General features: G+C 57.1%; 18 protein-coding genes. All 18 read left to right on the top strand.

Features of this window, described 5'->3' with window-relative positions; all coding sequences use genetic code 11:
- Positions 1–70: 70 nt before the first annotated feature.
- The 18 genes from E4633_RS11430 to E4633_RS11345 all read left to right on the top strand — a co-directional run bounded on the left by E4633_RS11430 (position 71) and on the right by E4633_RS11345 (position 23,102).
- On the top strand, positions 71–775 hold the full coding sequence (locus E4633_RS11430) for a choice-of-anchor N protein (protein WP_135870361.1): 705 nt from the start codon (positions 71–73) through the stop codon (positions 773–775).
- Positions 776–1,205: 430 nt separating this feature from the next.
- Complete coding sequence (prsT, locus tag E4633_RS11425) at positions 1,206–3,851, top strand: XrtA/PEP-CTERM system TPR-repeat protein PrsT (protein ID WP_135870360.1); 2,646 nt, start codon at positions 1,206–1,208, stop codon at positions 3,849–3,851.
- A gap of 46 nt (positions 3,852–3,897) precedes the next feature.
- The gene (locus E4633_RS11420) at positions 3,898–5,280 is read left to right on the top strand and encodes a TIGR03013 family XrtA/PEP-CTERM system glycosyltransferase (protein WP_135870359.1); all 1,383 of its coding nucleotides are present in this window, start codon (positions 3,898–3,900) and stop codon (positions 5,278–5,280) included.
- 17 nt (positions 5,281–5,297) lie between these two features.
- Entirely contained in the window at positions 5,298–6,104 is an 807-nt protein-coding gene (locus E4633_RS11415; protein WP_135870358.1) for a polysaccharide biosynthesis/export family protein, read from the top strand.
- A gap of 15 nt (positions 6,105–6,119) precedes the next feature.
- Complete coding sequence (locus E4633_RS11410; protein WP_135870357.1) at positions 6,120–7,604, top strand: XrtA system polysaccharide chain length determinant; 1,485 nt, start codon at positions 6,120–6,122, stop codon at positions 7,602–7,604.
- A gap of 58 nt (positions 7,605–7,662) precedes the next feature.
- A complete protein-coding gene (locus tag E4633_RS11405; RefSeq protein ID WP_135870356.1) occupies positions 7,663–8,529 on the top strand; it encodes an XrtA-associated tyrosine autokinase in 867 nt (288 codons plus the stop codon).
- A gap of 14 nt (positions 8,530–8,543) precedes the next feature.
- The gene (locus E4633_RS11400) at positions 8,544–9,704 is read left to right on the top strand and encodes an XrtA/PEP-CTERM system-associated ATPase (RefSeq protein WP_135870355.1); all 1,161 of its coding nucleotides are present in this window, start codon (positions 8,544–8,546) and stop codon (positions 9,702–9,704) included.
- A complete protein-coding gene (locus tag E4633_RS11395; protein WP_135870354.1) occupies positions 9,701–10,948 on the top strand; it encodes a TIGR03016 family PEP-CTERM system-associated outer membrane protein in 1,248 nt (415 codons plus the stop codon). Before E4633_RS11400 ends, E4633_RS11395 begins: the two co-directional genes overlap by 4 nt.
- Before the next feature lie 5 nt (positions 10,949–10,953).
- Positions 10,954–11,844 (top strand): XrtA system polysaccharide deacetylase, encoded by an 891-nt coding sequence (locus tag E4633_RS11390; protein WP_135870353.1) that lies wholly within the window; start codon positions 10,954–10,956, stop codon positions 11,842–11,844.
- The gene (locus E4633_RS11385) at positions 11,841–12,875 is read left to right on the top strand and encodes a FemAB family XrtA/PEP-CTERM system-associated protein (RefSeq protein ID WP_135870352.1); all 1,035 of its coding nucleotides are present in this window, start codon (positions 11,841–11,843) and stop codon (positions 12,873–12,875) included. The genes E4633_RS11390 and E4633_RS11385 overlap by 4 nt, the downstream gene beginning before the upstream one ends.
- A 12-nt stretch (positions 12,876–12,887) precedes the next feature.
- A complete protein-coding gene (locus E4633_RS11380) occupies positions 12,888–14,090 on the top strand; it encodes a DegT/DnrJ/EryC1/StrS family aminotransferase (RefSeq protein WP_135870351.1) in 1,203 nt (400 codons plus the stop codon).
- 21 nt (positions 14,091–14,111) lie between these two features.
- Positions 14,112–14,942: an exosortase A gene (xrtA, locus tag E4633_RS11375; RefSeq protein ID WP_135870350.1), complete on the top strand. Its 831-nt coding sequence runs from the start codon at positions 14,112–14,114 to the stop codon at positions 14,940–14,942.
- Positions 14,942–15,589: an exosortase C-terminal domain/associated protein EpsI gene (locus E4633_RS11370; protein ID WP_135870349.1), complete on the top strand. Its 648-nt coding sequence runs from the start codon at positions 14,942–14,944 to the stop codon at positions 15,587–15,589. Before xrtA ends, E4633_RS11370 begins: the two co-directional genes overlap by 1 nt.
- A 16-nt stretch (positions 15,590–15,605) precedes the next feature.
- Positions 15,606–16,721 (top strand): glycosyltransferase, encoded by a 1,116-nt coding sequence (locus tag E4633_RS11365; protein ID WP_162604980.1) that lies wholly within the window; start codon positions 15,606–15,608, stop codon positions 16,719–16,721.
- Between the two features lie 118 nt (positions 16,722–16,839).
- Positions 16,840–18,177, top strand: coding sequence for a glycosyltransferase (locus tag E4633_RS11360; protein WP_135870347.1), 1,338 nt, complete (start codon positions 16,840–16,842; stop codon positions 18,175–18,177).
- 74 nt (positions 18,178–18,251) lie between these two features.
- Positions 18,252–20,777 carry an oligosaccharide flippase family protein gene (locus tag E4633_RS11355; RefSeq protein WP_246038063.1) on the top strand — a complete coding sequence of 842 codons (2,526 nt, stop codon included), beginning with the start codon at positions 18,252–18,254 and terminating at the stop codon, positions 20,775–20,777.
- A gap of 4 nt (positions 20,778–20,781) precedes the next feature.
- Entirely contained in the window at positions 20,782–21,894 is a 1,113-nt protein-coding gene (locus E4633_RS11350; protein ID WP_135870345.1) for a glycosyltransferase family 4 protein, read from the top strand.
- A complete protein-coding gene (locus E4633_RS11345; RefSeq protein ID WP_135870344.1) occupies positions 21,891–23,102 on the top strand; it encodes an O-antigen ligase family protein in 1,212 nt (403 codons plus the stop codon). Before E4633_RS11350 ends, E4633_RS11345 begins: the two co-directional genes overlap by 4 nt.
- The last annotated feature ends 8 nt before the right edge of the window (positions 23,103–23,110 follow it).

Below are 23,110 nucleotides of genomic sequence, written 5' to 3'. Positions count from 1 at the left end.
CGGCTGGTGCAGTAGGAAAAGCAACTTAATGTCCCTTCAAGGAAAATGAGGTTAAAAAAGGAGGTAGGTCATGAAAAAGTTGATACTAGCAGCCGCTGCCGCGCTGATGTTCTCAACATCAGCCTTTGCTGAGCCGGTTCTCCAACTGTACATCCCTGGTGCTACTTACGATTCAACCGAGACCTGGGTCACAACCAGTAATTCCTTCACCCTCTGGGTTTTAGGTTGGGGAAACAAGGAGCCTATCACCAACGTCTTCCTGTCCGCCGCGTTCAAGACCGGTGAGACCGGCACCATCACTTTAACCCCGACAACGGCGGCTTCCCCTGTTATCGATCCATCAACGCCCTCAGCCCCGACCGTAGGCCCGAGCGGTGTAGGCGATCAACCCGTACTTGGTGACGGCAGCCTGCTTCCTAGCCACGGCATCTATGGTGCTGGGACTAGTTGGGTCTCCTTCGGCCTCGGCGATTTCACCCTTACGGACTCTATGATAGGCGACTTCAGCGTCACCGCACCTGACCTGTCCACGCTCTCCACCCCGGGGCAGATCAACGCCTATACCGTAGATATCACCGGTTACGCAAGTGGCGTCCACTTCGATGCGTACGACCACATACTCTCCGGGAACCACGTAAGCTACCTCTTCGCTCCCTTCTCACATGATGCAGAAGGTGGCGGTAACCCGCCCGTTCCCGAACCGGGAACCATAGTACTGCTCGGCGCAGGGTTCCTTGGCCTGGCAATTTATGGCAAACGTCGTCAACGCAGCTAGTTGCCGTACCGCGGAGAAGATGAAGAGAGGGACTAGACAAAGTCATCGATGGTTGACGACCCCTGAATAGGGAAGATGAAAGAATGACCCGCCACCGATTCCAGTATGCTTGGAACAGTGGCGGGTTTTTCTGTGGCAGTCTCGAGCGCCATGCCGGTGCATCCCCACATTGCAGCAAACCCGGTAGCTAACAGCCGGGCCTTCCTCAACGTTGTCGCAGGCTTCACTAAACCCGGCCCCTCACCTCCCGGCAATTACCAAAAAGATCCCGTCACTTATTATCTTTTTATAATCTGCCAAGAAATGAGTGTTACCTGCTTGCGTCACAGCCGGGCTATGTAAGAATATCCGACAGAGGCGTCGTCGTACCTTTGGTGTTACGGAGCAGTCAATGGGAGCGTCCCTTGTTGGAGCGAATTGGAGGAACCCCATGAAATTATTTTTGTTGCTGCTGGCGTTGTTGGTCGTCTTACCCGGATGTGGCAGCAAGACGAAAGAAGACCTATACAACGAAGGTGTAAAGCAGATGGACGCTGCCAACCCCGCCGGGGCCGTTGTCTACTTCAAAAACGCCCTCGACAAGGACGGCAACTTCCTGGAAGCGAGATACCAGTTGGGCAAGGCTTACGCCGCGCTGGGTAAAAACAGCCAGGCGGAAAAGGAATTTGCCAAGGTTCTCACCCAGAATCCCTCCCGCGATGAGGTGATGCTTGAACTGGCACGGCTTAGCAACGCCATGGGAAAAGGGGACCAGGCCTTCACAATGGGGCAGCAGTACCTTTCCAGGCATCCAGGGGATGCCCAGGGACTCGAGGTTCTCGGCATCTCATTCGTAGTTCGGGACAGGTACCAGGATGCCCGGGATTACCTGGTACGGGCGCTTCAGGCCGATCAGAAGCGCCCTGAAACAAAGCTGTACCTTGCCGACGTGTACCAGGCCCTGGGAGACGTTCAGCAGGCGAGGGGCATGCTGAACACGCTGCTCCAGACGCAACCGGACAACTTCAAGGCCTTGTTCAAGTTGGCTGCTCTGGAAAAGGTGGCCGGCAACACTGACAAGGCGGTCTCCCTTTACGAGAAGATCCTCAAGCTCGACCCGAACCGCAGTGAGGCCGTATACAAGCTCGGGCTGATTCAGGTGGAGAGAAAAGAGCTTGATCAGGCTAACGCCGCAGCGGAGCGGATGATCGACAGGTCGCCGAAAAACGGTGACGGCTATCGTCTGAAGGGAATCGTGGCGTTTTACCGCAAAGACTACGCCGAGGCCATCACGCTGCTGCAGCAATCGGTAAAACTCTCTCCCAACCCCGACGGGTACCACTTCTTGGGGCTTAGCTACTACAGTAAGGGGGAATTCGAGAACGCCCTGAGCCAGTTCCGCTTCATCCTTGACAGGATGCCGTCGGCGCGCCAGGCGCGCCTCGTGATGGCACAGACGCTTTTGGCCCAACAAAGGACTGAGGACGGCATCACCGAGATCAAAAAGGTCCTCGCCGCCGACGAATCCGATGCCGCTGCCCACGCCATGCTCGGGACTGCGTACATGTCCCAGGGCCTTTTCGACCAGGGGGTGCGCGAACTCGATCGCGCCACCCGGCTCGATCCGAAGCTGGTGGCGGCGCACCTAAAGAAAGGCGCGTTCTACCTGTCCAAGGGGAAAGGGCGGGAAGGGGAGGTTGAACTCGCAGCAGCGGTTCAGTCCGCGCCGAATGCCACGGGGGGCAGGCTCTTGCTCGCCTCTTACTACAGCCGCGAGAAGAACCCGGCAAAAGCCATTTCGGTTTTGCAGGGTGGGCTTAAAGGTGCGAAGTCGGACGCGGCGCTCTACAACGCCATCGCGGCTGTGCAACTGGGCTCGGGAAACAGGGGGGAGGGGCTTAAGAACCTGGAACAGGCGAAACGAATCGACCCCGCCTTCACCGCCTCGTACCAGAATCTGGCCAGTTACTATGCTGCTACCGGCGACTACACAAGGGCGATCAGCGAGTTCAATGCGCTGCTTGCCAAGGACCCGAGAAACGTACGCGCCATGCTCGGGCTTGCCGCACTGAACGATTTGACCGGTAAGGAAGCAGAGGCACTCTCCTTCTACCGGAAGGCGGTTCAGACCAAGGCGCCCGAGGCCTTTTTGGCGCTGGCTGCCTACCACCAGAAGAAGCGCGCGGACGGCAAGGCGATCGAGGTGCTCGACGAGGCGATCAAAGTTTTGCCGTCGGCAGTCGCTCCACTCGACTTCAAGGCCCGCATCTACCTGGCACAGAAGGATTATCGCAGGGCGCTCAAGGTGGCCGACGACATGGAACTTTTGAACCAGGAACGCGGGCTGAGGCTAAAGGTTGCCACCTATGCGGCCATGAAGGACCGCGCCAAGGCGATCGAGAACGCCCGCAGGCTGGCAGCCAAGCGGCCCGGCGCCGCAGACGGTCACCTGCTGCTCGCTTCGGTGTACCTGAACTTGGGCTCCGTACCCGAAGCGCTGGCCGAGGCGGATCAGGCGGTCCAGGCGGACGGCAAAAGCGCCGACGTGCGCATCACGCAAGGGAACATCTACAAGGCCGCGAAGGAGTACGACAAGGCCCAGGCCGCTTACCTCGCGGCAGCGAAGCTGAGACCGGACTACGCGCCCGCCCACACCGCCCTTGCCGAGATCCTCGACGCGACCGGGAAAAAGAAAGAGGCTGCCGCCAAATACCGGCTGGCGCTTAAATGCGATGCCGCGTACCTGCCGGCCCTCAACAACCTTGCCTACCTCTGCGCCGATGGGTACGGCAGCAAGGAAGAGGCGCTTCGTTATTCGTTCGAGGCCTATCGCATCGATCCGGGCAACGCCTTGGTGACCGACACCCTTGGCTACGCCCTTTACCGCAACGGGCGCAACGCGGATGCCGTCAAAGTGCTGGAGCGGGCGGCCGTGCTCGCTCCGGGGAACCCCACGGTGCGCTACCACCTGGCGCTTGCCTATCGTCAGACGGGGGATCTGGCCCGTTCGCAGAAGGCGCTCCAGGAATCCCTTGCCATGGGAGAGTACCCGGACCGCAAGGCGGCTCAGGCGCTTTTAGCACAGTTGAGAAAATAGATGCCCGGCGCGCGAGCCCCGCGGCGGGGAGGAAATCCGAACCTGTATGGACCTGCGTGTAGCTTTTTACATATTTACCGACGCGGTACTCGCCATCGCCGCACTGCTTTTGGCTGCCGGGGTGCGCTTCGGCAGCCCGGTCCTGGCCCAGGAATGGCGCCCGGAACAGGGGGTGATGGGTGGCGTCTTGTTCGTCTCCGTCACCCTCTTTTCCTCTTATCTGATGGAGGTATACTCGCTCCCCCGGGAGAGTCGCAAGCGCGATATCCTCGCCGCCTGCACCCAGGGGGGATGCGCCGCCTTTTTCTTCCTCTCCGTGGTCTATTACCTCTGGCCGGAGCTGATGCTTGGACGCGGGCTCCTCTTTTTCGCGTTGGGTTTTTTCGTGGTGCTGCAGGCCTCCTGGTACGCGCTCACCAACGTCAACTCAAGGAAGGTCCCTTTCGCCCAGCGCGTCCTGATTCTCGGCACCGGCGACCTCGCCTGCCAGCTCGGGGGGCTTCTCACCTCGCAAAGCGGCTCCTTCACCCTGGCCGGTTACCTCGAGTGCGACCCGGGGCATCGCCCGGAGCAGACGGTGCACGACCCGGAACGGTTCCGGTCGTTGATCATCCCGGCCCAGGACGATCTCTTGCAGATCGCGCGGGAGCAAAAGGCGTCGGTGATCGTGGTGGCGCTAGCCGAGCGGCGCGGCGTGCTGCCTCTACAGGAGATGATGCGCTGCAAGCTAAACGGCATCGAGGTCCTCGACGCGCCTACCTTCTACGAGCTGGTACAGGAAAAGCTTTTGCTGGAGGAGATGACCCCCTCCTGGATCATATTCTCAAGCGGCTTTCGCCGCACCGCCCTCATCAACGTGTACAAGCGCTGCATCGATATCCTCTTGTCGTTGACCGGCCTTTTGCTGAGCGCCCCCTTGTTGCCCCTTGTCGTCCTGGCCGTGAAGCTCGACTCCCCCGGCCCGCTCTTTTACAGGCAAAGGCGCGTAGGCCTCGGGGAGAAGATCTTCACCCTCTACAAGTTTCGCTCCATGCGCGAAGATGCGGAGCGTGACGGCGCCGTCTGGGCGCAGAAAAACGACGCGCGCATTACCCGGGTGGGCGCCGTCCTGCGCAACTCGCGCATCGATGAAATCCCGCAGCTCATAAACGTGCTGCGCGGCGAGATGAGCTTCATAGGCCCAAGGCCGGAGCGCCCGGAGTTCGTTGAGAAGCTGAGGCAGGAGATCTACTACTACTCCAAGCGCCACACCATCAAACCCGGTGTGACCGGTTGGGCGCAGGTCCGCTACCCGTACGGCTCCACGGCGCAGGACGCCATCGAGAAGCTGCGCTACGACCTCTACTACATCAAGAACCTTTCCGTGTTCCTCGACACCCGGATCATCTTCGAGACGGTCAAGGTGGTGCTTTTCGGACGCGGAAGATGAGTTAAAAGGAGGAAACAATGAGACTGAGACTGCTGGTACTGATAACGGTCGCGCTTTTTTCCCTCCCCGCCGCCCTCTTCGGAGGCGATTACCAGATCGGGGAGGGGGATCTCCTGGACATCGCGGTCTGGGGGGTGAAGGACCTGAATTTCCAGGTCCGGGTCCGCCCCGACGGCAAGATCACCGTCCCGGGCCTTGGAGAGGTGACCGCGAGCGGCAGCACCCCGAGCCAGCTTCAGGGGTACCTCGGGGGGCGGCTGAAGGAGCTGGTGAAGAACCCTATCGTCACCGTCACGGTGCGCGAGATCACCAACTCCAAGGTGTACATCTTCGGTTCCGGCGTGAAGGCGGGGGTCTACGACCTCTCGAGGCGCACGACGCTCTTGCAGCTTCTGTGCATGCTGCCGGAGGTGAAGACCGCCGACCTGCGCAACGCCTACCTCTTGCGCGAGGGGCAGAAGATGAAGGTCGATCTGCACCGCCTGTTTATCCAGGGGGACACGAGCCAGGACCTGCAGCTCGAGTCGAACGACTCGTTGTTCGTTCCGCTTCTTACCGACCGCAGCGTCTACGTTCTCGGTGCGGTGAACCTTCCGAAATCCATCGAGTACCGGGAGGGGATGAAGGTGATGGAGGCGATCCTGGAGGCGGGGGGCTTCACCAAGTTTGCCGACCAAAACGACGTGGTGGTGCGCAGGAAGGAGGGGGACAAGCCCCGCTCCCTGGAGGTCAAGGCGAAGAAGCTGTTCAAGGAGGGGGATCTCTCCCAGAACATCGACCTGAAGGCCGGGGATTACATACTGGTCAAGGAAGCATTTTTTTAGGCATAGGGGGCAGCCGTGCAGGAATCTGAATACAAGAAATACGTGCAGCTTGTCACGAGGCACAAGGAACGCTTCGTTCTTTGGGCGCTGCTGATCATGACCCTCGTCTTTCTGGTGAGCTACCTTCTGCCGAGAAAGTACGAGTCCTCGAGCACCGTGTTCATCGAGAAAAACGTGATCAGCGAACTGGTGAAGGGGATCACGGTCACCCCCTCCATGGACGACACCATCAACGTACTCACCTACGCCATCACCAGCCGGTCGCTTCTGACCAAGGCGATGGAGAGCCTGGACATGAACCTCGGCAAGGAGGGGAATGACGAGCTGATCAGGGATCTGCAGAAAAACATCACGGTGAAGGTCAAGGAGAAGAACAACCTCTTCATCATCTCCTTCGCCTACAGCGATCCGAGGATCTCGCGCGACTTCGTGAACACCTTGGTGCGGCTGTACATCGAGCAGAATACCTCGTCGAAGCGGGGCGAATCGTACGACGCCACCAAGTTCCTGGCCGAGCAGATCCAGACCTTCAACACGAAACTGGAGAAGAGCGAGGGCGAGGTGAACGCCTACAAGCGCGAGAAGGGTGGGATCATCTCGATCGACGAAGGCAAGCTCTTCGAGGAGATCAACACGGCCCAGCAAAAACTCTACGACCTGCAGTTAAGAAGGCGCCAGCTCGAGGGGATGCGCCAGGTGACCAGGCGAGCCAACGACCCCCTTCAGTCCAGGTTGATCGCCCTGCAAAAGCGGCTCGAAGAGTTGCGGGTGCAGTACACGGACAGCTACCCGGAGGTGCTCACCGTGAAGGGGGATATCGAGACGGTGCAGGAGCAGCTCAAAGCCCGCAAGGGGGGAGAGCCGCAGCCGCTCGACCCGCAGGAAGTGGCGAAGATCGACTCCGAGGTCGCGGCCCTGAAGGTGGTCGAGGAGGGGCTTAACCGGCATATCCAGAAGAACCGCGAGGTCCTGCAGAGTATCCCGGGGGCGAAGGCGGGGCTCGCGAAGCTCGAGGTGGAGCGGGAGAATCAGAAAAAGCTCTACGACGAGCTCTATGCGCGGCACGGGCAGTCCGAGGTCTCCAAGCAGATGGAAGTGCAGGACAAATCCACCACCTTCCGCATCGTGGATCCGGCGGTCCTGCCCGTCAAGCCCTCGAGCCCGAACCGGATCATGATCATGCTGGCGGGGATATTTGGCGGGCTCGCCGGCAGTCTCGGCCTCCTGGTGCTTCGGGACCAGTTCGACGGCTCGGTTAAGGAGCTCTCCTTCGTGAAGGCCCTGGGGGTACCGGTTCTCGCCGTCGTCCCGAGGATGGTCGATGCGCAGCAGGCGATAACGATGCGCAGAAGGACACACCGCATCATCGCGGTTGCAGCGGTCTATTTCCTGCTTCTGCTGGTGTTCCCGGTCATGGAGCTTCTGCAACTGCCGTACATGGACAGGCTTTTGGACCACCTGACGCCGATAAGCCAGGGGCTATGGGGGATGCTGCACTAGCGATAACGAACCGGCCGCGTCCCGACACGGGAGCGGGGAGAGCGGCAGCGAGGATATTATGAGCAGAATTGAGATGGCGATGGAAAAGGCGGCACGGCTCAGAGAGGAAGGGGCTCCCCGCGAGGCGGCAGAGGGGAGCGGCACCACGGAGGTTGCGACGGCGGCGCCGCCGGGGAATGCGACGCGCGTCGCCACGGCGCCGCCGGCAGTTCCGCCGGAGCGGGTGCTGATGCCCAGGCACCCCTTCCTGGTCAACATCCTCGACCCGCACTCACCGGCTGCCGAGGAGTACCGAAAGCTGAAGTCGGTCCTCGTGAAGCTCACCGACGGGGACAGGTTCAAAAACTCGATCATGGTGACGAGCTCGGTCCCCGGGGAAGGCAAAAGCCTCACGGCTCTCAACCTTGCCGCGAGCCTTGCCCAGGGGCTCGACCACACCGTGCTTCTGGTCGACGCAGACCTGCGCCGCCCGTCCCTGCACAAATACCTGGAGATCGAGCAGGGCCCTGGCCTCGCCGACATCCTCTCCGGCAAGGCCGAGATCCCCGACACCATCGTGCAGACCGGTCTCGGGAAGCTCTCGCTGATCCGCTCGGGAGGCCATGTGGAGAACCCGGTGGAGCTTTTCTCCTCACAGAAGATGCGCGCCCTCGTGGACGAGCTTAAAAACCGCTACCCGGATCGCTACATCATCTTCGACACCCCTCCCTTGCTCCCCTTTGCCGAGAGCCGGGCCCTCGCCAATATCGTGGACGGGGTATTGCTCGTGGTCATGGAACGGCTCGCCAGCGAGGAAGAGGTGCTGGAGGCGTACGAGTCGGTGAAGGGGCCGGGGCTTTTAGGGGTCGTGTATAACGCGGCGTGCGAGTCCGGAAATGACGAGCGCTACGCTTACTACAAGCACTACCAGGGGCAGGGACAGTAGGTCCGGGAGCTGTTATGTACGAGGAATTCTTCAACTTCACCAGAAAGCCCTTCGAGCTCGTGCCGGACCCGGACTTCATCTTCCTCTCCCGGTCGCACAAAAAGGCGGTCACCTACCTCGATTACGGCATCAGGGAGCGGGCCGGGTTCCTTCTTCTGACCGGCGACGTGGGAAGCGGCAAGACCACCCTGATCAGGGACCTGATCGGCAAGAAGTACGAGCGCGTGGTGCTTGCCAAGGTGTTCAACACGCGCGTCAGCGTCGAACAGCTCCTCGCAATGATAAACGACGACTTCGGCCTCGACGTCTCGGGTAAGGACAAGGTGGCCCTGATCCGCGACCTGAACGACTTCCTTTTGGAGCAGTACGCGAAGGGGAACGCGCCGATCCTCGTCATCGACGAGGCGCAGAACCTGGATGCGGAGCTCCTGGAGGAGGTGCGTCTGCTCTCAAACCTCGAGAGCTCGCACAACAAGCTTCTGCAAATCGTCCTCGTGGGGCAGCCCGAACTGCGCGACACCATGGCGGGGCCCGAACTCATGCAGCTGCGCCAAAGGATCAGCGTCAGCTGCCACCTGACCGCGCTCTCGCGTGACGAGACGACCGCCTACATCATGCATCGGATGGAGGTAGCGGGGAACCGGGAGGCCGTAGTCTTCACCGAGGAGGCGCTCGACCTGGTCCACGGCTTCAGCCGCGGCATTCCGAGGCTCGTGAACATCATCTGCGACTTCCTGCTGCTCGCGGCCTTCGCCGACGAGGTGCGCACCGTCACCGCCGCGATGACGCACGAGGTGGCCGACGATCTCGATTTCGAGCGCACCTATTGGGGAGTGGGGTTCCCCGCTCGGGTTGGTGCGCCAGAGCCCGTGAACGAGGCCGGTGGCGAAACGCTCGCGCGGGTCGAGGGGCGCCTGGAGGTTATCGAGGAGGACCTGGGTGAGCGCCTCCCCAGGGCCCTGAAGAGCTTCGAGGAAGCGATGCAGCGGATGCATGGGGAGTTTTCGAGGCGCATCGAGAGTAACGAGAAGAAGGTTACCGGCATCGCGGAGCAGTTGGAGACGGTCTCCTACGCTATCGAGAGCCTGGTCCTCTCCTCCGCGGGGCGTCCAGCCGCCGCGAGCTTCGCGCGCCGATTGATGGACGGAGTCAGCAATATCGGGGTGAAAAAATGACAGGGACCTTTCCGACACGCCGCACCGCGGCGACCTTTTTCGCCGCATCAGTTCTGGCCACCTCCCCGGCCCTAGCAGCCGATTTCCGCGTTACCCCTTCGCTTTCGCTCAGTGAGGAGTACAACGACAACCTGTTCCAGACCGCCCACCGGGAGAAAACGGATTTCGTGACCCGCGTACAGCCGACCATCGCGCTGTCGGCCGAGGGGGGGGGGTACACTACCAGTCTCTCCTACGGCGTCGACTACCGCTATTTCGCGAAGAATAGCCGCAGCGACCAGTTCGACCACCGCGCCGCCATGCTGGGCAACCTCCGCTTCTTCGACGACTTCTTCCACGTGGACCTCTCCGACACCTACAGCCGGGTCTCCTCCGAGTTGGCGCGTGACCTCACCGGCGAGAGCCTTGTCGTCAATCAGACGCTGCAGAATAACGCCATCGTCTCGCCTTTTTTAACCTGGCATCTTTCCGACAGTTCCACCCTGAAAACCGGTTACCGTTACCGCGACACCCGCTACTGGGGAGGCGATGGGGTCGACAAGACGGAGCACGACGGTTATGCCGAATGGAGTCACGAGATAAGTTCCGGGCTCGTTCTTTCTGCAGGTTACAGCTTCGCCCGCGTTAAATCCGATGCAGACGCTCTCGACCGCCACGAGGCATTCGCCGGGCTCAAATACGACTTCGGCACGGGGAATTTCCTGTACGCCAAGGGAGGCTACGACTGGCAGTCCTTCGACAGCGGCCTGAACAAGAGCGACCCCTTCTGGGACCTCGGGGCCAGCCGGGATTTCGGTCTTCTGGTTGCGGCTATCGGGACCAAGGTGCAGTACACCGAGGACCCGCAGACGCTTTCCACCAGGAACATAAACCACTACGCCACCTTAAGCCGCAACTTCCCGCGCGGTTTCGCGAGTTTCACCGCCTCCTGGTCGAAATACGAGAAGGAGCAACAGGTGCCGCGCGACGTCGAGAGGAAGGTCTTTTTCGGCCTTACCGGCCGATACGAGCTTCGTTCCGACCTGACGGCGAACCTGAACCTCTCCGGGGACCGCTTAGACAGCACGCTTCCCAGGGATTACCCCTACCACCTGACCGCCGGAGCTGGATTTGATTACACCCTGAGCAGCAATGTCGTGCTCGCGGCGAACTACACGCACATAAGCTACCGCGACAACCTCGACAGCGCTGCAGGTTCCGTCGAGGTGAACCGTGCCATAGTCGAGATGCGGATCACCAGGTGACCACCATGCTGAACGCGCTCACCGTAGACGTCGAGGATTACTTCCAGGTTTCGGCCTTCGAACGTTACGTGGACCGCGAAAAGTGGGACGAATATCCGTTGCGGGTGGAAGCGAACACGCGTCGGGTGCTGGAGCTTTTCGACTCCTTCGGCGTCAAGGGAACCTTCTTCGTCCTCGGCTGGGTGGCAAAGCGCTGCCCCGCCCTCGTGCGCGAGATCGGTGCGCGGGGGCACGAGATCGCCTGCCACGGCTACGGCCACCAGTTGGTATACCGCCTGGGTAAGGAAAAGTTTCGCGAGGACGTGCGCGGCGCCAAGGCGCTTTTGGAGGACGTGACCGGCAACCGGGTGGCTGGTTACCGTGCCCCGAGTTACTCGATCACGAGGCAGTCACTTTGGGCCCTCGACGTCCTCGTCGAGGAGGGGTTCGAGTTCGACTCGAGCATTTTCCCGGTCTACCACGACATCTACGGTCTTCCCGGCGCGCCGCGATTCCCGCACCTGATCCGGCGCGCCGGCGGAGTGATCAGGGAGTTCCCGCTTAGCACCTACCCGTTGCGGGTGGCAGGACACCAGTACCTCCTGCCGGTTGCGGGGGGAGGGTACCTGAGGCTCTTCCCCGTCTCCCTCCTTTGGCGCTGCATCGAGTCGATCAACGAAAGGGAAGGGGAGCCCGCGGTGCTTTACTTTCATCCCTGGGAGATGGACCCGGGGCAGCCGCGTATCCGGGCCGGGCTCAAGTCCCGCTTCAGGCACTACCTGAACCTGGACAAGACCGAAGGGAAGCTGAGGACGCTCCTTTCCGGCGTCCGCTTCGGCACCATGAGTGAGGTCTTCGCGGCCATGGTGGGAAGTGGGGAGGGGCTTCCCGGCGCCCCCGGCGGGGTGTATTCGTGAGCGGGCTATCGGTCGAGCTCTACGGGGGGGACGGGACGGAGTGGGACGACTTCGTGGCCTCGCATCCCGCAGCGACCAGCTATCATCGTTACCTCTGGAAAAAGGTGGTTGAGGAGAGCTTCGGACACCGTGGGTACTACCTGCTGGCACGTTCCGGCGGCAGGACCGTCGGGGTGCTCCCGATCATCCACATGAAAAGCAGGCTCTTTGGCAATTTTCTGGTCTCCGTTCCCTTTTTCAATTACGGAGGGCTTCTTTGCAGCGACCCCGCCGGGAGATCCGCCCTCCTGAAAGAGGGGGAACTCGTCATGGCGGAGTGTGACGCTTCGTACCTTGAACTGCGCCACCTGGCGGATCCTCTCCCAGGACTTGCCACCCGCAGCCACAAGGTGACCATGGTCCTGGACCTCGCCCCAGACTCCGAGAGCCAGTGGGGGCGTTTCAGCCCGAAGCTCAGGAACCAGGTGAGAAAGGCGCAAAAAAGCGAGCTGGAGGTGACGGTAGGGGGCGCTGAGCTCCTCGACGGGTTCTATCGGGTGTTCTGCCGCAACATGCGCGACTTGGGGACCCCGGTGTACGGACGGGAGTTCTTCGAGAACGTCCTGCATGCCCGAGAAGTAGAACCCCGCGTCATCTCCGTCCTGCGCGGCGGCGAAGCCATCGCCTCGGGCATCATGACCCGTTTCCGCGACAGGGTCGAAGTCCCCTGGGCCTCCTCCAATCGCGATTTCCGGGAGTGTTGCCCCAACAACATGCTCTACTGGGAGGCGATCAGGCTCGCCATCGGCGATGGGGCACGCAGCTTCGACTTCGGGCGTTCTACCCCGGGCGAAGGGACGTACCTCTTCAAGAAGCAGTGGGGTGCCGAGCCTGTGCCCCTTTACTGGCAGTACCTTTTGCGACCAGGAGCGGAGCTTCCTGATCTGAACCCGGCCAACCCGAAGTTCCGCCTCGCGGTGCAAGGGTGGCGGAGGCTCCCCGTGGCGCTCACCCGGCTTTTGGGACCGGCCATCGTCAGGAACATCCCATAGATGAGGGGCGTGATGCGCGTAGGTAGAACCCTCCCCCCAGCGGCGGTACCGATTTCCTTTAGGGAGATTCTTTCCGGTCTTGCGGACCTCGCCTCTGGCATGAAGGCCGTTGCGAGTTTCGAGACGGAATTGCGGGAGTATTACGAGGTCAGCCACGTATCCCTTGTCAATTCGGGAAGGACGGCCTTGACCGTCATCCTGACCGCTTTGAAGGAGTTGCATCCGGAACGGGAAGAGGTCGTCATTCCCGCCTACACCTGCTACTCGGTCCCGGCCGCGGTGACCAGGGCGGGGCTTAAGGTGCTCCCCTGTGACATTGACCCGGCGACCCTCGATTACGACTGGGAGAAACTCGAGGGGGCGCTCGACAGCGGGCGCGTGCTGTGCGCCGTGTCAGCACATCTTTTCGGGTTTCCAGCAGATGTGGACCGGCTGAAGGAACTCGCTTCTCCTCGCGGCATCTTCGTGGTGGAGGATGCGGCCCAGGCGATGGGAGGGGAGGTCGGCGGGAGAAAAATCGGCACCCTGGGGGATATAGCTCTCTTCAGTCTCGGGCGCGGCAAGGCCTTCTCCACTGTGTCAGGCGGCATCATCCTGACCGGAGACACAACACTTGGCGACGCCGTGACGCGGGCGGTCCGTGGGCTGCCGCGCGAAGGGTGGGGCGATTTCCTGCTGGCGTTCTGCTACGCGCTTGCGCTCTCCCTGCTGGTCCGACCCGGCCTCTTCTGGCTGCCAAAGGCGCTCCCCTTTCTGAGGTTGGGGGAGACCCGCTTCGACCCGCGGTTCTCCATGAAGCGGCTGGGGGCGTTCCAGGCGGGGCTTGCCAGGGGGTGGCAGGAGAGACTTGCCCGGCTGCGCGAGACGCGCCTGAGGAAAGCGGTATTCCTGGAAAAGGCCGGGGTGAAAGCCACGGCACGGTCCAAGGGGGCGATTCCTAACTTGATCAGGTTCCCGGTGCTCGTGGACGAGGCCAAGCGGAGACGCTTGATCGAGATGAGTGAGGAAGAGGGGCTCGGGGTGGCGCTGGTCTACCCCGACGCGGTAACCGGGATCGCCGAACTGAGAGGGACGCTCTTGGGCGGTCCGGCTCCGCAGGCCGAGCAGGTGGCTAAGCGCCTCGTTTCGCTACCCTTGCACCCATATGTGACGGAAAAAGACCTGCGGCGGATAGCGGATCTGCTTAACTCCGGGGCAGGCGAGGGCGGGAACTGAGACGTACCGGGAGATCTGGTGATGGTACTGGCACGAAACGACAAAATAAAATTGGCCCTGCTACTTGGTCTCTGGTTCCTGGTCTTTTACCCTGTCGTCCCCGAGATGGTGCGGGACTGGGCCGGCCATTCCGACAACAACCACGGTTTTCTGGTGCCGCTCATAGCGCTCTACCTCATCTGGCAGAAAAAGGACGAACTTCTGAGCGCCGAGATCGACTCCTCGAAGTGGGGGGCAGTGGTTCTCGTTGCCGGTCTCGCCGTTTTCCTGCTCAGTTTCGCGGGGGGGGTCGCCTTTCCGGCGCGGGTCGCCATGGTGCTTTCCCTTTTTGGCCTGTTGTGGTTCTGCACCGGGAGCGCCTGGGGGCGGATTCTGGCCTTTCCCGTCCTGTTCCTGCTCTTCATGGTTCCGGTGCCGGTCTCCGTGATTGGGCTGGTCTCCATGCCGCTGCAGCTCATGGCCACCAAGGTGTCCGCGAAGCTCATCGAGCACTGCTCCATCCCGGTGTACCGGGAGGGGAACATGCTTTTTTTCGTCGGAACCCAGCTCGAGGTGGCCGAGGCGTGCAGCGGGGTCCGCTCCATCATGTCCCTCACCATGCTGGGGACCATCTTTGCCTACATGTCGCAGGCCACGTGGAAGCGGCGCGTCGTCATGGTGCTGGCGGCGGTCCCCATCGCCATGACCGCCAACATCATCAGGATCACCGGCACCGGCATTTTGGCCCACTTCTTCGGTGACAAGGTGGCGCGCGGATTTCTGCACGAGTTCTCCGGGATCATCGTCTTCGTGTTCGGTCTCGCCGTGCTCGGGGGGCTGTATAAGCTGTTGAACAGGAAAAAGGTGGCGTGATGAGAAACGCTAGCTTCGTAACGGCATTGATTCTGCTGGTTCTGACCGGAGCAGTCAGCAGCCTTTTGGCCTACCGTCCCGTCCCGGTAGTGGTCGCCACGAACCTGGAAAAGCTCCCTATGGAGATCGATGGTTACCACGCCGTCGAGGACACCTTTCCCGAGTCGGTCTACAAGGAGTTGAACGCGGACAAAAATATCTACCGTCATTATCGTTCCGCCGACGGCAGAGTCATAGACCTCTACATCGGCTATTACGGGACGGCGAAGGGGGGGCGGACTGGACATAACCCATACTCATGTCTTCCCAGCGCCGGTTCGGCGATAGTCGAAACTGGAACGATCGACTGCACGATGTCTACGGGTAAAACCGCAAGAGTTAACGTTATAGTTGCCCGCAAAGATGAACTCAACACGGTGCTGCTCCATTGGTATCAGACTGGCGGGACTACGGTTGCCTCGAGCAGCCTTTATCAGAATCTAGGCCGGTTGGTGAACAGAGTTATGCATAATAAAGACGATGGTGCTTACATCCAGATTTCTCAAGCAGCCGCTGACGGCAACGTGGCTCAGGCTAAGCAGCATGTCAGGGTATTCGCCGGCAAGCTTCTCGACTCGCTGCCTGCTGCCTGGCCGGTCGAACGGTAGAGGTATGGTGGGTTCGATGGCGCCGTTACGCATCCTGCACATAACCCACGACCTGGCGATTGGTGGCCTCCAGCAGATGTTGGTAACCCTTTGCCGTACCGCCGATAGGCAGGCTTTCGAGTTTGTAGTTCTCTGCCTCAGGAGCCTCGGTCCTTTGGCTGGTGAACTGGGAACCTTGGGCGTTCCCGTCGTGCTGTTACCGCAGCCGGTTTCGCCAGGTACTGATTACCTCTCTTTCCTAAAAGTAGCCAAAATACTGAAGCAATACCCGGTTGATGTAATCCATACTCACAACACCCAGCCTCTCTTAGATGGTACATTGGGGTCTTTACTCAGCCTTCAGAAACATAGAATCATCCACACCGACCATGCTAGAGAGTTTCCTGATAAAGCCCGCTACATGTTTATGGAGTGGTTGATGAGTCACTTTGTGCACAAGGTCGTCGGGGTTTCTACTCATACAACGGCGAACCTGCATGCATATGAGAAGATCCCGGACTCAAAACTGCTTACTATTGAAAACGGAGTCGATCTAGAGCGCTTCTCATGCGGTGTTGACTGTATTCAGAAAAGAAGAGAATTGGGGGTTGCGCAGGATACACCGCTCATCGGCGTCATAGCTCGGCTGGAACCGGTGAAGGGTGTTGAGCACCTGCTGCGTGCGATGCCGGCGGTGCTAGGAAGGCACCCTAGGCTTACCCTCCTGATAGTGGGAGACGGATCCATAAAAGATTTTCTGGAGCAGGAGTGCAATCGGCTAGGTATTTCAAAACATGTCGTATTTACAGGGGCACGCGGTGACGTGCCGCAACTGCTCAAGCTGCTTGACGTATATGTCTTGCCGTCGGAGTCAGAGGGGCTCCCCATCGGTATTCTGGAGGCCATGGCTAGCGGCTGTCCCATCGTTGCCTCGCACGTCGGGGGGGTACCAGATGTCCTGGAGCACATGACTAGTGCTCTGCTGGTACCTCCTGCGGACCCTTTAAAGCTGGCCGAGGCCGTGTCCACCCTCTTGTCCAGCGGCAGTCTGAGGGAAAAGTTCGCTCGTAAAGCAAGAAGTATAGTGATTCAAAAGTTTTCATCTGAGGTTATGACCAATAAATACAGCGAATTGTACCTAGGAGGACGTTAGTTCGTTCCTCTTCATTTCTTGTGAAAGTAAGTGCACTACTGGTTTTCCCAGCTGTGTCTTCTTCGAATCTACCGTGTGATTTACTTCGGTAGAAAGTTAGCAAGGCGGGGCAACGTTTATGAGCGGTATAGGTGGGGCGTTGAAAGCTGATAGCGAGTCTTCGCCGAAAAATGTTTTGATGGTCTGCTACTACTACCCGCCTCTCAAAGACGTGGGGTGCAAGCGCAGTGTCGCGTTATCTGTGTATTGGAAAAAATATGGATGGAACCCCGTGGTCCTCAGTGTCAGAAATCCGGACCGCACCTACTGCTCGGTAGGGGGAGGGGATGTCCCTGCCGGTATAGATGTCGTCTATGCCTACTCGCTGTTCAACATGTACAAGGTTCTCGGCAAGCTGAACGGTGGCATCTGTAGGCTGCTGAGCCTTACAGGCATCACCCTTAAAAGGAATTATCTATACGACTTTTTTGCCTTTCCTGATATTTTCATAGGTTGGGTTCCTCTTGCCATCCTTAGTGGGTGGTTCATAATCCGAAGGAAGAAGGTGGACTTGATCTACGTCTCCTGTTCGCCTTTTAGTTCAGGCCTTGTCGGAGTCATACTCAAAAAACTCACGGGTCTTCCTTTGGTCATAGACTACCGTGACCCCTTTGGTCTGGATATCAGTAGGTACCAGAAAACTGCTTTTGTTACGTCCAAGTTCAGAAAGCCCTGTAATAAATGGTATACACATCAGTTGCTTAAGGCGTGCGACGTCTTTGCCGTGACCACTAAGGAGACGGAGCAGCTTTTTGTAGAACAGTTTCCTGTGGTAAAGAAAAAAATAAAGACATTCTACAACGGATTTGACGACAATATACTTTCTGAATTGGTAATTGACAATAAATACAAGAAGTTCACGGTTGTTTATACTGGTAATTTTTATTTTGAGCTAGAATGTGATTTTTTGTTTGAAGGACTAAGCATCTTAAAAAAGAAAAGTGTTATTTGTCATAACAATTTTGAGATGAGCTTTTACGGCACAGGCAGTGGATTGCAAAAATATATTAAAAAATATGGTTTAGAAGATGTAGTCATTTTACACGATAGCATTCCGTACGCCGAAGCCTTGCATGTGATAAAACGCTCGCACCTGCAGTTGCTAAGGATCGTTCAGCCTATGTTGAGTACCAAGCTTTTTGAAGGCATCGCACTCAATGTGCCGTTCTTAGCCGTCATTCCGCCAGGTGAAGCCGAACGCCTCATTCGGACCTACAACAAAAGCTCCTATATCGTTACTGACGCTTCGGCCCGGACAGTTGCGGAACGTCTCGAAGCTGCCATGGCAGACGCCAGCCTCGGTGCCACAAAGGGGTATGCAGACCCTGAAACGTTGGCTCTTTTCTCGCGCGAGCGGATTTCACTGGAATTCAAGACGCTGATCTGCAGAATCCTGCGACAAGGTTATCGAGTATGACGTCTGTCAAGGACAGTCTTTATTGGAACACTATGTTGAGGTTGCCGTTGAAGGTGATCTCTTTCGCCCTGTCGATTGTAGTCGCCAGGCTCTTGAACCCGTCGGATTTCGGCATTATGGCTATCGTGATGATGATTATTGCCTACGCCAACCAGATCACAAACGTTGGCATGAATGAAACCATCGTGCAACAAAACATCACCTGCAGGATGACCATCAATTCCATTTTCACCATAGATCTCACCGTTTCGGTTATTATGGCCTTGGTTTTCTTTGCATCTGCACGGAAACTTTCCGCCTTTTTCAGAGAGCCGCGCTGTGAAATGGCGATCAAGGTGATGTGCGCGTACTTCATTTTGTCGACCTTTTACGGGATTTCCCACGCGATATTAAGATCCCAGATGAGGTTCAAGGCCCTCGCGACCATAGAATCGCTTCATAACCTCGCGACCGGGGTGCTTTCCCTGGTGCTGGCCTATATGGGGTTCGGGTTTTGGTCGCTAGCTCTTGGCCAGATCGTACCGTTATTTTTATTCACGATCTTATTGTGTGCCGTCTCCAGGTGGCTACCGGTTGTTAGGCTCAGTAATTCACTTCTTAGGCCCATTTGGCGTTTCGGGCTCTGGAACTTTGCCAAAAGTCAGATCAACTTTGCCATCAGGCATATCGATACGCTGGTTATCGGCAGGATGCTCGGCACCTACCCGCTCGGGCTTTACGACAAGGCGCTCAACATCGCGGTAACGCCCTCAGAAAGCATACTCATGAACATAAACTCAGTTATGTTCTCCGCTTTCAGCCGCAGCAGGGCAAACAATGAGGAACTCAGGCGGCAGTTCGCCAAGGCCTTTTTGCTGACCGCTCTGGTCTCGGGGCCTTTGTACCTCGGCCTGATCGCTGTCTCGGGACACCTCGTTCATATCCTGCTCGGACCCCAATGGCAGGAAATGCTCACGCCTTTGCGCATCCTCTGTGCGGCGTTCGTGCTTAAATCCTTCGGAGGGGTTCTTGCCAGCTTTAACATTGGGGTCGGACAATACCGTAGCTATACGCTGCGGCTGCTATTTTCCGGCGTGTCTTTCGCCGGGTTATGTTTTGCGGGGGTACGATTCGGAATAGAAGGGGTTGCGTGGGCCTACTTTTTCTTCAGCCTGATCGAGTTCATTCTATCCTTCTCCCTTGCCACCTCATTCCTGAAAGTAAGCATTTATGAAGTCTATTCTTATGTCGAGACGGGGGCGGTTGGTTCAGTTATCATGTTTGTGCTGGTCCTGCTACTGTCCATGCCCCTCAAAGCAAAAACTGAGCTCAATCTGTTGGTGCTCATCAGTACTGGTTGTGTTGTCTATTGCTCTTACCTTCTCGTTGATAGGAATCCGCAGTTCCAGCAGCTACGTTCCGCCCTGTTCTCCGATCTTCGTAAGCTGTTTCCCGCAGTGGCAAGGCCGAAAAAGACATACCTTATTGTTTTGCCATGGGACATTTCGGAAGTGGGTGGAGTGAACGAAGTTGCCTATCAGCTATATCGACAATTGGAAAAGGGGGGGGTGTTCCGGCCGGTAATCTTGATTAATTCATGGTCCTCATTCATCCCTCGTTTTTCCCGCGGTGACGTGCGGACCATTCGGCAACGACTGTACCCGGAAGCTTTCGGAGGGACGAAATTCTCTAGTCGTATGGCGAAACGCGCAAATGCCGCTATCATCTCCCTGCTTTTGCGGCTGTATAATGTCGGCGTAGTCAATGTGCACTTCCCGTGTCTTTCGACGTGCTCCTGCTTCGGTGCTGCCGTCCGCGCTCCTCAGGCACCCTTCACCCTGATAATCTCCTTCCATGGCAGAGACATTGACGAGATCGTCTATGCGGGAGAGCTCGAGCGTGCAGCTTGGGAGCGGATTTTGGCTGCCGCCGACGGGGTGACTACCTGTTCGTACTCCTTGAAAGAGAAGGTAATCCAGGGACTGGACCTTCCTTCAGATGCTGTGACTGTCATTCACAATGGCGCCTCTTTGTGCATTGAGGACTCTATCTGCGAGACTCCCCCCCCCTACAGCGACTATATCCTCAGCGTGGGAACTTTCGAGGAAAATAAGGGGCAGGATATCCTGATTTCAGCCTTCGCAAAATCCTTTCACCTTACAAAGCACCGTTTGCATTTATTGTTTGTTGGTCGAGACACGCCCTATCTTGAAGTACTCAAACGCCTCGTGCAGAAGGAAGGCCTTACTGAACAAATACTTTTTTTTACCAATATCCCCAGAAAGCAGATGCCTGGTTTTTACAAGCATGCACGCTTTTTTGTCCTGCCGAGCAGAAAAGAGGCTTTCGGTATCGCCATTTTGGAAGCAGGTTTGTGCGGGCTCCCGGTTATTGCCTCACGGACAGGGGGAGTGCCGGAGATCATAACAGATACAGTGGATGGAAGGCTTTTCTCCGTTGCAGATGAATCCCAGCTCTTGGCTCTTATGCTGCAGTTCATATCAGGAGGTGAGGAGATCGTTATGCTGGGGAGTAACTTAAAGAAAAAGGTGCAGCAAAACTTCACTTGGGAGAGGATGACGGCCGACTTCGTCGCTCTCGCAAAGCCGGCCGTAGGGTGAATGCATGAAAATCCTTTATATCTTCCCGGGCCCGGTATATGGCATGACCTCGGATCACTTCCAACGGAGGTACAGGCTTTTGTCCGAGGTTTTCTCAGGCTACGTCTTGACCGCTTCCAGTTCGCCAGTGGATATTTCCGTCGGCGGTTTTCAGTGCTGCGCCTGTAAGCACATCGATGGTTTCGGAGGACGGCTACGCTTTGTGTTGTTCTGCCTCAGAAAAATCCTGGCCTTGAAAAACATCGATATTGTAGTTGCTTACGACCCTCTTCTCACCGGTGTTATTGGGTACGTAGCTAAGATTATCCTGAATGCTAAGCTTATTGTCGAACTCAACGGTGTTTATACCTCATCGCATGTTTGGGAAGGAGCTACTAACAAATTGTCTCCGAGGTTTCGCGCCCTTTTATTTCCATTGCTCGCCCAGTTTGTTTTATCACGCGCATGTGGAATAAAACTCACCTATCCTGAACAACTCGAACCTTTTAAAATAAACAGAAAAAATAAAATAATAAGATCTTTTTCCAATTATACTAATACCGAACTGTTTAAAAACATAGAGGAACGAAAAGAAATTCTATTCGTAGGGTTTCCGTTCAAGTTAAAGGGTGTAGATGTACTCATAAAGGCTTTCAAGCGAATATCAGGCCGTCATCCGGATTGGTATTTGAAGATTTTGGGATGGTACCCTGATCCCGCTGAACTTAATGACGAGATTGGCGGGCATCCGAGGATAGTTTATCACCCCCCGGTACCTTCGTGCGAGATGCCAGATCATATTGGACGGTGCGGGTTTTTAGTGCTGCCATCACGAACGGAGGCTATGGGGCGGGTCCTGCTGGAGGCGATGTCTGCAGGAAAGGCTCGTATCGGGTCCCGCGTGGATGGTATACCCACTGTTATTGCCGACGGTGTAGATGGAATTTTGGTAGAGCCTTCTGATATAGATGCTCTTGCCGAAAAGATGGAAACCCTGATTGTCTGCCCAGAGGTGAGGTACCAACTCGGTCGTGCCGGGCAGCTTCGTGCAGCAAGAGAATTTTGCTGGGAGGCGTACTTCAAGCATGTCGTCGACTTCTATGACGATGTGAAAAACAAACGAGAGGAATTGCATTGAAGGATAACAGCGGTTTCAAAAATAAATGGCTCGTTGCTGTTGCTGTGTATCTGTGCGTTGATCTTGGCAGACTGCAGGATCTTTTCCCTTTTCTTTCCCATGTCTGGCCCGGTGCACTAATGACGGTGGTCCTGATGGCTTTTCTTGTATCCAGTGGGGATCTGACTGACAGTTTTGTCAAGGGGTTGCCTCAGACTAGAAATTTCCTTCTTTTTGTAGTCCTCCTTTTCTGTTACGTACCGTTCGCTACCGCCCCTCGTGCAGCGTTCAACACTGCTCTTGGTGTTTCCTTGTTCGTGCCGGTCGTTTTGTCTTGCCTCGTTATCATAGACTCGCGCGAAAAAATCGAAAGTGTATGCAAGTTCTTGTGCCTGCTCTTTCTTTTTATTGGTGTGTACGCCCTGACTCATTCAGGTCGTGGTCCAGGCGGTTCGGTGGGTGACGAAAACGACGTTGGGTTATATCTGGTGAGTTTTCTGCCGTTCACATTTTTCCTACTCTCACAGGCTACATCCAGAAAAGGGCAGGCCTTGTGGGCCCTTTCTGTCATTGTTTCCCTGGCAGCCATTGTTATGACAAAGTCAAGGGGATCACTTGTCGGATTAATCGTCATGGCAGCGGTGTACTGGATTTTTGGGAAACGGAAGCTTTTGCTTATATCCATCACCCTTTTAGTCGCATTAGCTTTCACTTATATGACTGATGACGACTACAAGGCGAAGATGCTGACGATAACAGCTACCTCGGAGGGGACTGCAAATGAAAGGATCCTTTCTTGGAATGCCGCGTGGAAGATGTTCTTGGACAGACCGCTGGGCGTAGGAGGCAACAATTTCCCTAGGCACTTCTCAGAGTATCAGTCGACCGACCTGCGGCGCGACATGTGGGGAAGGGTTGCCCACTCCCTTTGGTTTACTTTGCTTCCGGAAACTGGAGTCATAGGGGCATACCTTTACTTTGCCCTCGTCTATAGGAACTTCAAGGATGTTTTTGCCGTAAAGCGTTATCCTCACGAGGCATTGCAGCAAAGGTTCTATGTATCCATGTCAACTGCTCTTTTGGCCTCGCTGATGGGATTTTTCGCGGCTGCATCATTTCTTTCTGTTCTTTACTATCCGATTTTCTGGTATCTGACCGCGCTCATTGTGTGTTTGAGAAATATCTCCTTAATGGATGCATCTTTCGCAATTAAAAGTTTCACCCCCTAAGGGCATGG

This window comes from Geomonas terrae (genome assembly GCF_004791675.1).
Classification (GTDB): Bacteria; Desulfobacterota; Desulfuromonadia; order Geobacterales; family Geobacteraceae; genus Geomonas; species Geomonas edaphica.
The sequence above is the reverse complement of the archived record's forward strand: the minus strand, read 5'-3'. Positions and strand labels throughout refer to the sequence as shown.

What these genes read in the sequence shown, in the direction of transcription:
- E4633_RS11415 (WP_135870358.1), top strand. Translation starts at nt 5,298, where the DNA reads ATGAGACTGAGACTGCTGGTACTGATAACGGTCGCGCTTTTTTCCCTC.
- E4633_RS11390 (WP_135870353.1), top strand. Translation starts at nt 10,954, where the DNA reads ATGCTGAACGCGCTCACCGTAGACGTCGAGGATTACTTCCAGGTTTCG.
- E4633_RS11395 (WP_135870354.1), top strand. Translation starts at nt 9,701, where the DNA reads ATGACAGGGACCTTTCCGACACGCCGCACCGCGGCGACCTTTTTCGCC.
- prsT (WP_135870360.1), top strand. Translation starts at nt 1,206, where the DNA reads ATGAAATTATTTTTGTTGCTGCTGGCGTTGTTGGTCGTCTTACCCGGA.
- E4633_RS11350 (WP_135870345.1), top strand. Translation starts at nt 20,782, where the DNA reads ATGAAAATCCTTTATATCTTCCCGGGCCCGGTATATGGCATGACCTCG.
- E4633_RS11405 (WP_135870356.1), top strand. Translation starts at nt 7,663, where the DNA reads ATGAGCAGAATTGAGATGGCGATGGAAAAGGCGGCACGGCTCAGAGAG.
- E4633_RS11365 (WP_162604980.1), top strand. Translation starts at nt 15,606, where the DNA reads ATGGCGCCGTTACGCATCCTGCACATAACCCACGACCTGGCGATTGGT.
- E4633_RS11380 (WP_135870351.1), top strand. Translation starts at nt 12,888, where the DNA reads ATGCGCGTAGGTAGAACCCTCCCCCCAGCGGCGGTACCGATTTCCTTT.
- E4633_RS11400 (WP_135870355.1), top strand. Translation starts at nt 8,544, where the DNA reads ATGTACGAGGAATTCTTCAACTTCACCAGAAAGCCCTTCGAGCTCGTG.
- E4633_RS11370 (WP_135870349.1), top strand. Translation starts at nt 14,942, where the DNA reads ATGAGAAACGCTAGCTTCGTAACGGCATTGATTCTGCTGGTTCTGACC.
- xrtA (WP_135870350.1), top strand. Translation starts at nt 14,112, where the DNA reads ATGGTACTGGCACGAAACGACAAAATAAAATTGGCCCTGCTACTTGGT.
- E4633_RS11360 (WP_135870347.1), top strand. Translation starts at nt 16,840, where the DNA reads ATGAGCGGTATAGGTGGGGCGTTGAAAGCTGATAGCGAGTCTTCGCCG.
- E4633_RS11420 (WP_135870359.1), top strand. Translation starts at nt 3,898, where the DNA reads ATGGACCTGCGTGTAGCTTTTTACATATTTACCGACGCGGTACTCGCC.
- E4633_RS11430 (WP_135870361.1), top strand. Translation starts at nt 71, where the DNA reads ATGAAAAAGTTGATACTAGCAGCCGCTGCCGCGCTGATGTTCTCAACA.